This window comes from Epilithonimonas arachidiradicis (assembly GCF_003610695.1).
GTDB lineage: Bacteria > Bacteroidota > Bacteroidia > Flavobacteriales > Weeksellaceae > Epilithonimonas > Epilithonimonas arachidiradicis.
The window spans coordinates 58,376-72,483 of sequence record NZ_RAQH01000005.1; the positions used below are offsets into that span (position 1 = coordinate 58,376).

Here is a 14,108-nt window from a genome sequence, read left to right on the forward strand (position 1 = left end):
TTTATTAAAATAGAGATCTTGATATTTATAGTCGGTCAGCACTTTCATTGACTGCCTTTTCTTTGTAATTGGATTTACCGATATTGCCTAGGTTGTATTTTAAAGTCAAAGATACTGTAGGTGTATTACCATAAAAAATACCTGTAGAAGCTATTTTTTTATAAGTCAATTTTTGAATGTAGTCCATTTGTTTGAAAATATCATTATACCTTGCAGTAATATCAAATCGGCCAAAACTCGCATTCAATCCCAGGTTTACCAGACACATTGCATTGTAATCAAAAATACCCTGCGTGCGTTTGGCGATGTATGAAGCATCAAGTAAAAAGCTGATATTTTTCCTGAAGCTGTAACTGTTGTTGGTGGAGAAATAAATGTAAGGCGTGACTTTTCCAGAGATCGCCATAGCATCTTCGATCTTGTCAATATTAAGGCTAAGATCGTTCTGAGATGTCCACTTTTTATAGACCAGTTCATAGTCTACACCCAGATTACCTCCAACTGCCCTGTCGAAATTAACAATTGTAAATGTTGATATATTCTTTTCTTCGTCAAATACCAACGTGTATCCCATAGGATTTTTATCTTCATAAAGAGAGGCGGTTAATGACCATTTTTTCAATTTGGCATTCAGTGCCAGTGTATTGGAGTATGACGGTAGCAAGAATGGATTTCCTCTGTACTCGATGTAGGGGCTTCCGTACAATCCTCCTGACGAAAGATTACCATAACTGGGTCTTGTAATGCTCCTCCGATAATCCAAGCTAAAGTTAAAATTCTCATTAGGCTCAAAACTCAGCTGAGCGGACGGAAACCAATCAGTATACTCTCGCATTATGTTATCTGCCTCTTTAAATTTATTTTTTCCCTTGGCAATGGTATTTTCCATTCTGACACCACCCTTCAGAGCAAATTTTTTCAAAATGATGTCCAGATTAACATAAGTTGCCGTATTCGATTCTTGAAAGTGGTATTCCAAATGTCCCAATTCCTGGGTTGTAGCAAACCGGGTGGTATTATCTGTCAATGTTTCGGCGCTGTTATAGCTACCTCCAAGTTCCAGTTTCAACAGATCTGAAAATTTCTTTTCTATATCCATTCGTCCTGAATAGACATTCCCTGAATAAAGCTGATGCCGAAACTGGCTGAATTCAAAACCTGAAAAATCCCTGTTATCATAAAAATCATATTTGACATTGTCGCTCTCTCTTTTATACTGGAAACCTGTGAAAATACTGGCATTTAATTTTGGAAGATTTTTATTGAAATTAAACATCGCATTGATCGTTATTCGATTCCTGTCCTGCCTGTTCATCGTCTGTACATTGGAACGTATCATATCCTCGGTATAATTTGTAATCGTATTATTATCGCCTTTATCCGGTCGCATATTGCTGTTGAGAGCCATAGAAATATAATCTCCGTCATTGTCTAATTCCTGATAGAAATTGGCTCCAAAGATCAACTGTGGACGCTTGGTGATAGATTTTATCACATAGTCTGAGGCAATTGCTTTTGTATCGACCTTATAATCAAAGCCGTTACTCTCCCAATGATTGATCTGGTTATAGGAAGCATTTAGTTTCCATTCAGATTTATTTTTCTTTGCCTGGTAATTGGCTGAGAGATAATTGCTGTATTTCTTTTGGAACATTGCTGTTTCTGTCAAAGTTAATTTCTGGCCGTCTTTTTTGCTTTTTTTAAGGTTGATCTTTATAAGAGCTTTGCCTTCAGCTTCATATTTTATCGATGGATTTCGGATCAGTTCTACTGACTTGATATCATCTACGGAAAGCGAACTTACGACGGAAAAATCAACTCTCTGATTATCGATATATAATAAGGGAACGCCTTTGCCAACAAATGAGATACCTTCACCATTGGAATCAATTCTTACAAAAGGAAGCCTTGATAACAGATCTGTAGAATTTGCCACTTTGCTCAGGGCTGAATTGGTAATATCAATGTTTAGATTGCCGTTCTGAACTTTTATATTATTTCTGTTTTTAATGATCTTCAGTTCTTCCAGCTCAGTCACATCAGAATTGAAAATGATTTTGGTCCTGTAATCTGAGTTTAAAGTAAAGATCGGCTCATTCTGTATCCTGGAATGGCTGATGATCTGGATGTAATAACTATTGACATCAACATCTTTGAATTCAAATGTACCGTCTTGCGAAACAGTGGTCTTGATCAAATGATTTTGATTATCGAATAAATTAACTTCAGACAACTCAAGTCTTTGATTTTTCTGATCCACGATCTCACCTGAAATTCTGAAACGGCTCTGAGCAGCAAGACCAATCGAAAACAGGCAAAGAAGCATAATAATGCTTTTCATACTAACAATAATTTTTGCCAAAAATAGCTTCCGGTATCAAATCACCGAAACATTTGACGTCCCAATTGATGAATTAAGACCACTCTAAGGTCCTGATCTTTCAATTTGTAGAATAGCTGCCAGTCGTATCTCATCTATCATCTGAACTTCCTTGGAAAAATAGTTTATTTTTGTGTGTAATAACTTTTAGAGATGAAATTATTCAACAAGTTTCTAATTTTCTTTTCTTTTCTGGTGCTCGGTTTGGTTTGGGAAAAAGCTGTTCCGGAAAAGGATTATAATGCTTTGAGACAACAATATATCTCTCTGCAGGAAAATGACGCTGCAGCTTTTGACAATGGCCTTGATGCTTTTATTGCTAAAGCCATAAAAGAAAAAAATTACGAAAAGATGGCTCAGGGATATGATGATGCTATCTTTTTCACCTCTGACAGAAATCAAAAATTAAACTATGCCAATGAAGCCATTAAGAATGCATTAATTTCCAAAAACAAGGATACGATCGGCAGTGCTTATCTCAGGAAAGGTGTTATTTATTATAATCATTTTAGACAATTCAAAAAAGCACTTAACGAATATTTGCTGGCTTACAGATATTTAGAAAGTTCAAATAATAAAGTCTTGACTCATCAAAATCTCTATCATATTGCTGAGATGAAAGCTTATCTGGGTTATAATGAAGAAGCTCTGCTCCTATTCAAAAAATGTCTGGCTTTCTTTGGTAATGATCATAAGAAGTCGGAATCTTACTCAAAAGATTATCTAAATAGCCTGCACCAGATCATAGTATGCTTTCAGAAACTGGATCAATTCCAAGAAGCCGATACCTATCTCACAAAAGCACTATATATAGAAAAAGATGCGGGCAACACATTACAAAAAAGTTTATTTTATAAGTCCAAAGGCATATCAGAGCTGCATCGGGGTAATTATCAATCAGCAGGAAATTATTTTGAAAAAGCACTTCCGGGATTAATTTCGCACAACGATTTCATCAATATTTCTATCATCCATTTTTACCAAGGTCTTCTGTTTGATAAAGAAAATCAAAAGCATCTGGCTTTGGAATCTTTCAAAAAAGTAGATTCTATTTTCAACAGACATCAATTTGTTCTGCCCGAAGTCCGGCCAGCCTTTGAATATCTTCTGAAAAACGAACAGAGCAAGATGGATGTAAAAAACGAATTATATTACACAAGGCAACTCCTAAAAGTGGACGGAAATTTAAATGAAAATTTCCAATATCTATCCGGCAAAATCCACAAAGAATATGATAAACATTCGCTCGAAGTACAGCAGCAACTGTTAAGAGATCAGGAGAAAAAGACATTGTACATACTGCTTTTTGTAGCTATATTATTGGTATTTTCCATGACATTCGGGGTTTATAAATTACTGGAGCATCGCCGTTCCAGACGGGAATATTTTGCATTAAAAAATCAGTTGCAACAGATGGAAAATGAACTGAATGCTATAAAGGATATTGCTTCTGAACCACTTGAAAAACCAAAGCTCCAAATACCCAAAGATATTACAGAGCAGATCTTACTGAAATTAGAGATATTCGAAAAAGAGCAAGGCTTTTTACAAAAAGGCCTGACGCAACAGAAACTGGCTTCTCAGCTACAAACCAATGTTAATTATCTCTCACAGGTGATCAATGAATACAAAGGCTCTAATTTTAATAAGTATCTTGGCACGTTGAGAATTGGTTATATCACAGAACAGCTGCATAAAAACAGTGTATTTAGAAAATACAGTGTAGAGACCTTAGCTCATGAATGTGGTATTGCTTCCAGACAAAACTTTTCTGATTTGTTCTTTGATATCAATGGGATAAGACCTACAGATTTTATCCGAGATCTCAAAACAACGATTTAACAAAAATCTATTCAAAGCCATAAATAGAAAACGAAGCGTTGCCGGGAATTGTATCTTTCTTGATTTAAAACCATAATAATCAAAAAACATACATTTAATTATTTCAAAACAGGAATCTCCACAAAACTATCATTAAACCAATATATCATTAACGGTTCTTTTGCATCGGCAATCGTTTCGGAAGTTACTGTTTTCCCGCTTCCGTAATTCAGTTCTGAAAAAGCATTTTTATTGACATTCAGAATAATGACCAGCCGGCTTCCTTTCTGCAGTTGTTTGCTGATCAGATGCGTATTTTCAAATGCAATGGTTTCTTTTTTACCGGGAGTCAGCAATTGTCTTTTGGTATTGTCTTTGGCATAGCTTGCACGACCGATATAGTAGGAAAGATGAAAATATTGGCCCTCTGGTGTGAGTTCGTAAAGGGTTAGTCCCAGATCTACGTCTTTTTTGTTGATGCTCAGTTTTATATTTCCAAGGAATGATCCGTTCACCAGCATAGCATCCAGAGGTTCACTTATAAAAACATAGCCGTTACCAGCCACACTTTCCCGAATAACAGGATCCGGATAATAATCATTATTGCTGGTTGTACGGTCTGCAAAATCTACTTTCTGAACCAAATATTTATTAGGCTCAGGTTTATTTGGGCTCAATAAATATTCGTTATCACTGACTTTAACAGAACCTAGATAAAATTTCAAATAACTATTATGCATAGCCTCCAGTGAAGCTGCACTTCGCCATTCATCTGTTCCCATAACCTGATAATTGACCTTATCTTTCAGAAAAGAAGGTTTTTCTGCGCCTTTCAGAATATAATCCAGCCATTGGTACGTGTATTCCTTGATTGGAAACAAAGCATTTTTACTTACTGTATATCCGTTGACAACTTCCTGTCCGCCCATTTGTGTTCCGAAATGCCCGTAAGGACCGATCACCAGATAAGCCGGCGTCTTAGGGCTGTATTTATTGAGCTCACGCAGGTAATAAATTCCTGAATTCTGGGAATCATTATAATAACCGTCAAATGCCAATACAGGAATATTAATCTTGGCAAAATCTTCCTTATACGGAGCCATATCTTGCCAATATTTGTCGAATGCAGGATGATTGATCCAACGCTGAAAAAGTCGGTTCGGTGTGCCGTCAATGCTGTCCATCTTGTTATATGCAACTCCGGTTTCCCACCATTTGAACATCATATTTCTGAACCTTTGGCGGTCATCACCTGTTTTATTATCCAGATATTTATTGTTTCCTACGTAAAAAGACCATTCGTAATTGGGATTGATGAAAATATTATTTTCCATAGGAAGCCCCATTCCCGGACGGTTGGCAACATAAGGAACAATCGTTTTCAGTGCAGGATGAAGATTTTTAGCTGCCGCCCACTGTGTAAAGCCGTTGTAGCTTCCTCCGTACATTCCTATTTTGCCATTACACCACGGCTGTTTGCTGATCCAATCAATGACATCATAAGCATCTTTTCCATCGGTTTCATAAGGATAAATCTCAGATTTGCTAAAGCGTTTTCCTCTCGTATAAGCCATAACACCTACATATCCCCTATCTACAGCTTCTTTAAGCGACTGCATATCGCGTCCCTGATCCCGCACATAGATTGTAAACTGTAATACGACAGGTCGGGGAACATTGTCGTTCTTTTTGCGTACAACCATTGCAGAAATCTCCGCTCCACCTCTTGTGCGGATCATCACACTATCCTGAATGCTGTATATACTTTCCTTTTCCTGTTGACTGCCCCATAATGTTTGTTGAGCCTGTATTGAAAAGAATGACAGCCATACAAGAATAACAGCTAACACAATTTTATTTAACATATTTATTTTTTTTGAGTTGAACATTTATTAACAATTTGCAGGTGCTTTGCTGTTATCCACTTTATTCCGGCACTGTTATTTCAAAGTCTTTTTTATGTCGTTCAGAAAATCAAATACAGGAAAGGCATCCCCTTGATTGGTCAATGCAATGATCGTATTGCCGTTTTCCAGATCTCTCCAGAACAGGCTTCTGAAACCTGCCAATCCACCCGTATGCTGGGCAATCATCGTCCCGGCAGATTTCTCGATAAACCAGCCTGATCCATATTCAGAATGGGTTCCGTCTTCAAGAATCGGCGTCTGATACAGTAACTTGATGCTTTCTTCTGATAATAATTGGTTGGTTCTTAGCGCTCTGTCCAATTGGAAAAGATCTTCCGCTGTAGCATAAATGCCTCCGTCCCCTGTCGTAAGAATGGAATAGTCATCCACTTTTTTATCCTTGTTGTACCCTATAGCTTTATCGGGAATGACTGTATTCGATTCATAAACTGTGGTATGGTTCATTTGCAGAGGATAGAAAATATTCTTTTTCAAAAATTGAGCATAAGATATTCCGGAAATCTTTTCGATAATTAAGGACAGGATAATGTAGCCGGAATTGCTGTACTGAAATTTTGTTCCGGGTTTAAAGTCTAATCCAGACTGACTTTGAAGCCAATGGATAACATTATTATTGGTCAAACCTTTTTGAGTCAGCTTATTTTCATAATCTCTTATTCCTGAAGTGTGATTCAGCAATTGCCTGATGGTAACGTAATGGGCGTAGGCAGGAAGATCGTCGACAAACTTTACGGCATTATCATCGAGTGAAAGAAATCCTTTTTCTGCCAGTTGAAAAATGGCAATGGCAGTGAAGGATTTACTTAATGAGGCAATATAAAATGGAGTTCCTTTTTTCAGAACCACTTTTTGATGTAAATCCCGGTATCCAAAAACAGTATCCATAATGACTTTATCATTTTGAGCGATTAATATACTTCCATTGAATTTTCCTTTCCGGTAATAGTTGTCAATCACTTCACCCGGAGTCTGACTCGTAGTTTGACACCCTATTAATATTAAAAAGAAGATGATATAAAAATGTTTCATATTAATTTTTTCATTTTAGTAAATTTTATATTTTCCGCCTCGAAATAAGAAATTGATTAAAAGTTTTTAGTCTATAACTAAGACAATTGTCATTTTAGAACTATTACATTTCGGTTTGCTCGTATATGTTTTGCCTATCTAAATTCAATTACTTTCTATTTATTAATTGAATGGTATAATCTAATTCCACATCTTGTTTATTGATCCAATTTTCGAATGTCGTTGCTATTTCGTGATCCGGTATTGTGCCGTGGCCAAAGTTTTTATTCGGATCAACTGCGTTGACATATTTTTGCAGTGGGACACTAAGCGTAAATCCAAATGGCTGTACCGCGCTTTCCGGCATCATTCCGCTATTATTTCCCTGGTAGCCGCCGCCCGTTTCTTGCCCGATAAATATGGCTTTTTTATTGTAAGATAATATTGCTGCAACATCTGCACAGGAAGACATACAGAATCCATTAATGAGGGCATAGACATTACCCTTGTAATTATTTTTTGCAGGTTTTTGTATTTCGTAAAAGTCAAATTCATGGTTATGTTTTGCTTTCTGCCACAACCATACACCATTTTTTTCGACGGGTTTTCTGTAAAAAAGAGTTAGCGATACGCCTTTTATTTCTTTCGCTACGGTTTCTGTAACTTCAATTCTATCCCAATAGCGAAATGGCTGGTCAAAGAAATAACTGGCAAAATACGCCGCATTAGGATCTGAACCGCCGGTGTTATCACGAAGATCAATAATAAGGTTTTGGACGTTTTTGGTTTTAAGATCATCAAAAGTCTCATCTATGAATTTTCTGAAATCTTGTTTTGCATTTTTTATATCAGTCTGTCCGAAAGAATGGATGGTCAGAATAGCCACATTGTCCTCCATATGAAATTCCAATTGCTTCGGTCTTATTGGTTCTTCCAAAAATCCGTTTCCGGCAAGATCTTTGAACCTTGCCCCAGGTATGGAATATGATTTCGATGCGTTATTTCTATTAACAATTATCGTGAAATTAGTGTTTGGATCGATAATCCTGTACCAGGTTGGAAACTGAAGATTCAATGCTCTCCATTTCAATGTTTGGTTATAACCATCCGATGGAATGAGCTGGAACAGCAGTTTGGTAATTTCAGGAATACTCTTCCCATTGATTTCCTTGATTTCATCTCCCTGCACAATATCTCTGTTGTTCGAAAAATTATGGACCACAAAAGCTTTGTTCTCGGAAAAGAAAAGCTGAAAAGGAAATAAGTCAGGTTGCATATTAAGTTGGTCCGAAAACGACTTTGGTAGCGCAATACCTGTATGGAGACAGTTTATTTTTGCAACAATCGGCTTCAGTTTCTGGAATGATTCGAACATCGTCATTGAATCTTTGATCGTACTTTTTACTGAATCGATGTATATATCAAATTCGGCTTTTTTGGTATATCTGTAAAAACCAGGATGCTTTGCGCTGAGTTCTTTCTGTACATCATCAATGGTATTTTTTACAGTTTCAGCGGAAAATTTTGCATTAGTAAATTGAAACGTCTGTGTTTGCGCAAACGAAATCTGTCCAATAAAAAAAGTGGCTAAAAGTAATAGCAGTGGTCTCTTTATCATATTTACCGTAGGCTTTTTAAAACTTTAGTACCGTTCTCATTGTTTGGGTTGAGTTCGATGGATTTTTTATACATTTTGATGGCTTCCGCTTTATTATTATCCTTTAATAATGCTTCTCCATAACTGTCATAAACATTCCAGCTGTTTGGAAATAAGAATACATTTAACTTGAAAATCTGCAAAGCATTCTTAATTTCCCCTCTTTGCATCATTCTGTATGCCCATTCGTTGATTTCAAATTCATTTGGTTTAAAATCAGGATTCTTTTTCAGTTGATCTTTGGCAATGTTAATAGCCTGGTCGAAACCTGATTCTTGTAATTTGATTCTCAGAAAAGTCAACGGATCCGCATTTAAAATATCGGGGATATAACAAGTCGCTAACTCTTCCAGATAATCTTCAGGCGAACCGCCGCCGAGATTGGTTAATACAATTACCGCAAGATTGTCATCGGGATAGATAAGAAAAGCAGCCCGTCCGCCACCTGACATGCCTACAGCTCTATGATGGTTCCGAAATTTTGCCAGTCCCCAACCAAGTGCCCACGGCGTATTTTCACCATTATTAAATTGAATTGGTGACCACATAGTTTCTAAAGTTGATTTAGATTTTAAGAGTTTACCGTTTTGCAATGCGATAATCCATTTTGCCATATCTTCTGCAGTACTGTTAAGACCAGCGGCAGCTCTTGTGAAATAGGGAAATTCATAATAGTTATTTACCATTTTTAACTCTTCAAATTGTTGTCCGTCCAATTCTTTTCTGTGAAAATAAGTTGGCGCAAAATGCGATATCACATCACGAGAATCACCAAAAATGGTATTATGGATAAACGCAGGCTCAAATTGTTGTTCCAAAAAAACTTCAGCAAAAGGTTTCGCACTGAATTTATCTATTAATTTCCCCAATAAGTAAGTATTAGTTTGATTATAACTAAAGCGCTCGCCAGGTTGAAATTCCAGAGGGCTGGCTTTTAATTTTTCCCATACAGTTTCCTCATTTTTCAGACTTCCCAAGCCGCCCGTATATGGGTCAAGCAATTTTAGCAGGTCTGGTAATCCTGAGCAATGTGTCAGTAACTGTTTAACAGTTACCTTTCCCCACTCCAAAGGAAGATTTTCCAAATATTTGGAAACGGGTGTTGACAGATCAATCTTTCCGTCTTCAACCAGCTGCATCACGGCTACGCTGGTAAAAACCTTTGTACATGAATTGATGGCGAAAATTGTTTGGTTATCTACAGGAATATGGTCCTGGATATTGGCGACACCAAAGGATTTATTCAATACAATCTTTCCGTTTTGTACGACTGCAATTTGTAATCCCGGTATTTTCCGCTCCGCCATTTCTCTTTTAATAATGACATCCATTGCAGCAGTTCTATCCTGGGCAAATAAAGATGTCCCAATCATCAGTAAAGCAATTAAAATACGGTAATTCATAAGCGATTATATATTTTATTTTTAAATGTAAAGACAGAATGACACTCAATGCTAATGACAAAAAACCAGCTTACAATACCTTTAAAATATGATGAGACCTCCAATATATGATTTGTATTATTCATCAGACGATCTGTAAATTTTACTTTTCAAAGCTATGTATAAGTCTCTTAACAAAAATTGACGATAGGTAAGTTTTAACTTTGACACTAATCTTTTTGGTAATCGCTCTGAATTTAAAATTGCGAACATAGTTCATCCTCTATTGATCATTCTTTGGGGACTTCTCTCCAGCTATAACTCTTTTGTACGATTTTCCATGCGCCCTGGTATTTCAGAATCAGGAAATAATCTGTGAAAACTCTGCCGGGTATGGAAATTTTTGCCTTTGCAATAGCCGTATCATTTTCAATATCAATAGAAACTATCTGGCCTTTCCGATTGTTCTTTTCTCCTTCTTTGAAGTTCGAAATATACTGTTGGCCAGAACGAATCCATAAAGTATCTTTTGTTACGGTGTATAGATTGAAATCAGGATGAAATGCTTTTCTTAACCTCTCCGGCTGTCCGTTTGCAGTGCCTTCGATATAATCCAAAAGTACTTCCCTGATCTGTTCATAATCACTTTTTTCAGCTTGAACCGAAGTGAAATTTTTCTTTAACAGAGAAACAACCTCACGAGCCACATGGGCTGCTGAACTTGGATCCTGTCCAGTTACAAAACGACTATCTACAACATAAAACCCATCACTTCCTTTTTCAGAATAGACAAATTTTCCTTTATTATTTTTAATGGCCTGATCTATTGAAAACGGAAATGCTTTGTAATATTCCAATTCCTTCTTTTCCAGATGATCTGGATAGCCCGTGATTTTTTTTCCTGCATACAATGGTTTGCCGTTTTCATCCTTTAGGAAAGCAATACCCGCAGTACCATGACAAATCGTGGAAATCACCCCATTTTCGTTATAAATCTGTACAGCTATTTTCTGAATATTTTCATCTTCCGGAATACTATACATTGCTGCGCCACCTCCACTATAAAAAATAGCGGCGTAGTTTTCGGCGATTATTTCTCTTGGATTCATCGTATGTTCCAACTTATCCATGAACCAGCCATCATATAAATACTGTTTCTGTAAACTGTCGGAGGTATTGATATATCCGACCGGGACTGCACCACCTTTTGGACTTACGAAATCAACAAGGTAACCTGCTCTTGTAAATTCATCATACGGAACAATGATCTCTTCAAAATGATTGGAAGTACTGATTTTTGTATTGCCATAATGATCCTGATTGGAAGTGACAAAGAGAATCTTTTTCTGAGCCTGAAGGTGTGATAATATCAGTAATAAAAAAAGTATTAAAGATTTTTTCTTCAGGATATTGAAGTAGGTACACTTGATCATAGTTTCATAAATTTAAATTCTTCACAAAACTGATAAAGTATGCCTCAACAGCAGTTTTACTCTATCAATTCGTAGTTCTGATTTATAAAACTGTACTTAATTTTTACTGGATTTCTGAAATTCCGAAGGAGTTTGCCCTGTTATTTTTTTAAATGCTGTAAAAAATGAAGACTTGGAACTAAAACCACTTTCATAACCAACACTTTCTACGGAATAATTGCTTTTGTTCTGCAGAAGCACTTTTGCTTTTTCGATTCTGCATTCATTGATAAAGGAGGAAAAGGACTTGTTAAGCTTCTCATTAAGATACTGAGAAAGCACGTGTTTGGATATTTTCAGTTCTTTTGCAGCCTGATCAAGTGTAAAATCAGGGTTAAGGAACATTTCTCTCTCAATAACAGAAGGCAGTAACTGTTCAATTTTAAGGATATTTTCCTCACTGATTATTTTGTTTTTATACCGCTCTTTTTCCTGATACAAAACAGGTTGTTCTGAATTCCTGAATATGACCAATAAAAAAACAAGGTAAAATAAAAATGAAAAAGACAAAGCCCCTACAATATACGAGGTGTAAGCCGCCGTGCTGTAAGCCAGCCATATCAGGAAAACACACATTACAATGCTGAGCTGCCATACATCGATATTATCTAATCTCTGCCGGCCTCTTATCTTGCCGACAATTGGTTTTATATATCGTAGAGACACTATGATGTATATTAACCACTGCAAATAGATCCCTCTCACAATCCATTGACTCCAAAGTTCCCGATATTCAAAATAAGGATATAAGATCCCAAGAAGAATAACAACGATCAAAAATGGGGCAATATGGAATATCCTGAGTTTTGTTCGTTCATAAGCGACATATAAGTACAAAAAAGGACCAACAAGAATGCACGCTGAAAGGCCTATCTGAATGAAAATATCTGACAGATGAGGGTTGAAATGGAAGAAAACGGATTTAATGACCCGAATGCTTAGCATCAGGATCAGAAGAGCTAAAAAATAATAACGGTTTCCTTTTTTTCTGGCAGCCAGACCGAAATAGACCGCAAGCAATAATCCGTTGAAAGCGCCTAAAAGGCTGAAAAAAAATAATATGTCGTTTCCCCGATTCAATGATTGAACTCTTAATTATTTGCTATTTAAAATCAATAAAAATGCGTTGAACAAATCTAAATCTTTTACCTGGCAATTACCAATAGATCGGATAATAGTTTTTATTTATTTGACATTTGTTTTAAATAACTTTCATAGTTAAAATAAGGTTCATTGATAAGTGAATTTGGTTTCAGATATAATGTGCCCGATTTATTGTCTAAAATCACATTAAAGTGTTTCAAAATCTGATTGCCGAATAAGCTTGCTTTGGTGTTAGGAATTGCCGGGTCAGAAGCATTCGTAACAATATCTTTAAATTCTACGCCAGCAATAAAAGCATCCAATCGAACTATTTTCCGTCCATTAACTATGGTAAGAGGTTGCAATTCTTGCCAATTGTTTTTCAATCCCGTAAAATCATTTCCGATCAACATTGAACCATCTCTGCCGGTATCAAAAAGAAACCACGAGTTATATTTTTTGTTGTTATGTACTATTTCCACCTCAAACATTGGCCGGTTCTGCACATAATAAACAGGCATTTTTTTATAGTCTCTGATTTTATTGGGCAGGTTTTCATAAATCGTGAATTCCTGCTTATCATAATCAATTTCAATGATTTTATCCCTGAAAAGTCCGTTTCCGATGATAACGTCTTCAAAATTATTCATATTTCCAACTTCGGTTAGTTCAATGCCACCCCAAGCCAAACCGGATATCGTCATTTGATTATTAAGGCTCGTTCTCTCTTTATTAAGTCCTTGAGTATTGCTGACCATCTTGTGCGAAGAAAATTCCAAACCGATTTTCTCAGAAGAATTTCTGTTGACAACACTGGTTCCGGCTCCCAGATCAAACTGCGCGAGTACATTTTTGTCGTTGATCTTTCCATCAAAAAAAATCTTGGAATTAATCAACTTGAAAGGCACTTTAACCGGATAGGTACTTTTTGTTTCGAGATGAGGAATATCGGGAGGCAAAACAGAAGCAATCTGAATATGACAGCTGTCTTTTCCATTCAGTAAAACCACAAAATCATATTTTTTTTGAGGCCTCGTCCGAATAGTCACTTTGCCTTGGTCTGTTTTAAATTTTATGACACTTTTTTTGGAAGGAATATTGACGTAATAAACATCAGGATTAGCTCTAGGTTCCAAATGCCAATCCAGTTTAACGTTTTTTCCATCACTGATCGAGGCTTTTTCTGAACCTGATTTTATCGTCCTGATTTTTTGCTGCGCATAGCAGGCATTTATTCCTAAAATAAGTAGTATTAAAGATTTTAAAAACTGATGCTTCAAATTTATTGTGTTCATTATATATATTTTGAAGCAAAGAAATGCAGCCTGTCTATAAAAATACGAAAATAAAGCCTGCCAATGTTACGCCAACAACCCG

Annotated in this window: 9 protein-coding genes; 1 reads left to right on the plus strand and 8 read right to left on the minus strand. The window is 36.3% G+C overall.

Going from position 1 to position 14,108, the window contains the following annotated elements; translation table 11 throughout:
- Positions 1-25: 25 nt before the first annotated feature.
- Entirely contained in the window at positions 26-2,341 is a 2,316-nt protein-coding gene (locus BXY58_RS09600; protein WP_120213649.1) for an outer membrane beta-barrel family protein, read from the minus strand.
- Positions 2,342-2,533: 192 nt separating this feature from the next.
- Here BXY58_RS09600 and BXY58_RS09605 point away from each other — a divergent pair, with 192 nt between their 5' ends.
- On the plus strand, positions 2,534-4,222 hold the full coding sequence (locus tag BXY58_RS09605) for a helix-turn-helix domain-containing protein (protein ID WP_120213650.1): 1,689 nt from the start codon (positions 2,534-2,536) through the stop codon (positions 4,220-4,222).
- 98 nt (positions 4,223-4,320) lie between these two features.
- Here the strand turns inward: BXY58_RS09605 and BXY58_RS09610 are convergent, their stop codons facing one another.
- From BXY58_RS09610 to BXY58_RS09640, 7 genes are all read right to left on the minus strand, one after another.
- Entirely contained in the window at positions 4,321-6,066 is a 1,746-nt protein-coding gene (locus tag BXY58_RS09610; RefSeq protein ID WP_120213651.1) for a CocE/NonD family hydrolase, read from the minus strand.
- A 75-nt stretch (positions 6,067-6,141) separates the two neighbouring features.
- Positions 6,142-7,158 (minus strand): serine hydrolase domain-containing protein, encoded by a 1,017-nt coding sequence (locus BXY58_RS09615; RefSeq protein WP_120213652.1) that lies wholly within the window; start codon positions 7,156-7,158, stop codon positions 6,142-6,144.
- A 148-nt stretch (positions 7,159-7,306) separates the two neighbouring features.
- Positions 7,307-8,755, minus strand: a complete 1,449-nt coding sequence (locus BXY58_RS09620; RefSeq protein WP_120213653.1) for a S41 family peptidase — start codon at positions 8,753-8,755, stop codon at positions 7,307-7,309.
- A gap of 2 nt (positions 8,756-8,757) precedes the next feature.
- The gene (locus tag BXY58_RS09625; RefSeq protein WP_120213654.1) at positions 8,758-10,197 is read right to left on the minus strand and encodes a serine hydrolase; all 1,440 of its coding nucleotides are present in this window, start codon (positions 10,195-10,197) and stop codon (positions 8,758-8,760) included.
- Between the two features lie 269 nt (positions 10,198-10,466).
- Entirely contained in the window at positions 10,467-11,609 is a 1,143-nt protein-coding gene (locus tag BXY58_RS09630) for a nuclear transport factor 2 family protein (protein ID WP_120213655.1), read from the minus strand.
- A gap of 96 nt (positions 11,610-11,705) precedes the next feature.
- Entirely contained in the window at positions 11,706-12,728 is a 1,023-nt protein-coding gene (locus tag BXY58_RS09635) for a helix-turn-helix domain-containing protein (protein WP_120213656.1), read from the minus strand.
- A 101-nt stretch (positions 12,729-12,829) separates the two neighbouring features.
- On the minus strand, positions 12,830-14,026 hold the full coding sequence (locus BXY58_RS09640; RefSeq protein WP_120213657.1) for a retropepsin-like aspartic protease: 1,197 nt from the start codon (positions 14,024-14,026) through the stop codon (positions 12,830-12,832).
- Positions 14,027-14,108: the final 82 nt, after the last annotated feature.